Genomic DNA, 524 nt, shown 5'->3' on the forward strand with positions numbered 1-524 from the left:
ATACGCAAACGTTCAACCTCACTCAGGCGCTCAAGCAAACGGCGCAGTGAAACTGGCACTTCTTCAACCTGGCGACACCATTCTTGGTATGTCTTTGGATGCAGGTGGCCACCTAACACACGGTGCACGCCCTGCTCTATCTGGCAAGTGGTTTAATGCAGTTCAATACGGCGTTGATCGTGAAACACTAGAAATCAACTACGATGATGTTCGCGCTCTGGCGCTAGAACACAAACCAAAGATGATCATCGCAGGCGGTAGCGCGATTCCACGTACTATCGATTTCGCAAAGTTCCGTGAAATCGCCGACGAAGTGAACGCAACCCTAATGGTCGATATGGCGCACATCGCAGGCCTTATCGCAACAGGCGCACACCCTAGCCCATTGCCACACGCACACGTTGTGACCACGACAACGCACAAAACACTGCGTGGTCCACGCGGGGGCATGATTCTGACTAACCACGAAGACATCATTAAGAAGATCAATTCGGCGGTATTCCCAGGCCTACAAGGCGGTCCAT

1 protein-coding gene is annotated in these 524 nt (G+C 52.3%); it reads left to right on the top strand.

Features of this window, described 5'->3' with window-relative positions:
- Positions 1 to 524: DegT/DnrJ/EryC1/StrS family aminotransferase (locus tag R7Q48_RS30890; RefSeq protein ID WP_318134228.1), on the top strand; the 524-nt coding region annotated here is incomplete at both ends.

The sequence above is a fragment of the Vibrio sp. 378 genome (assembly GCF_033339435.1).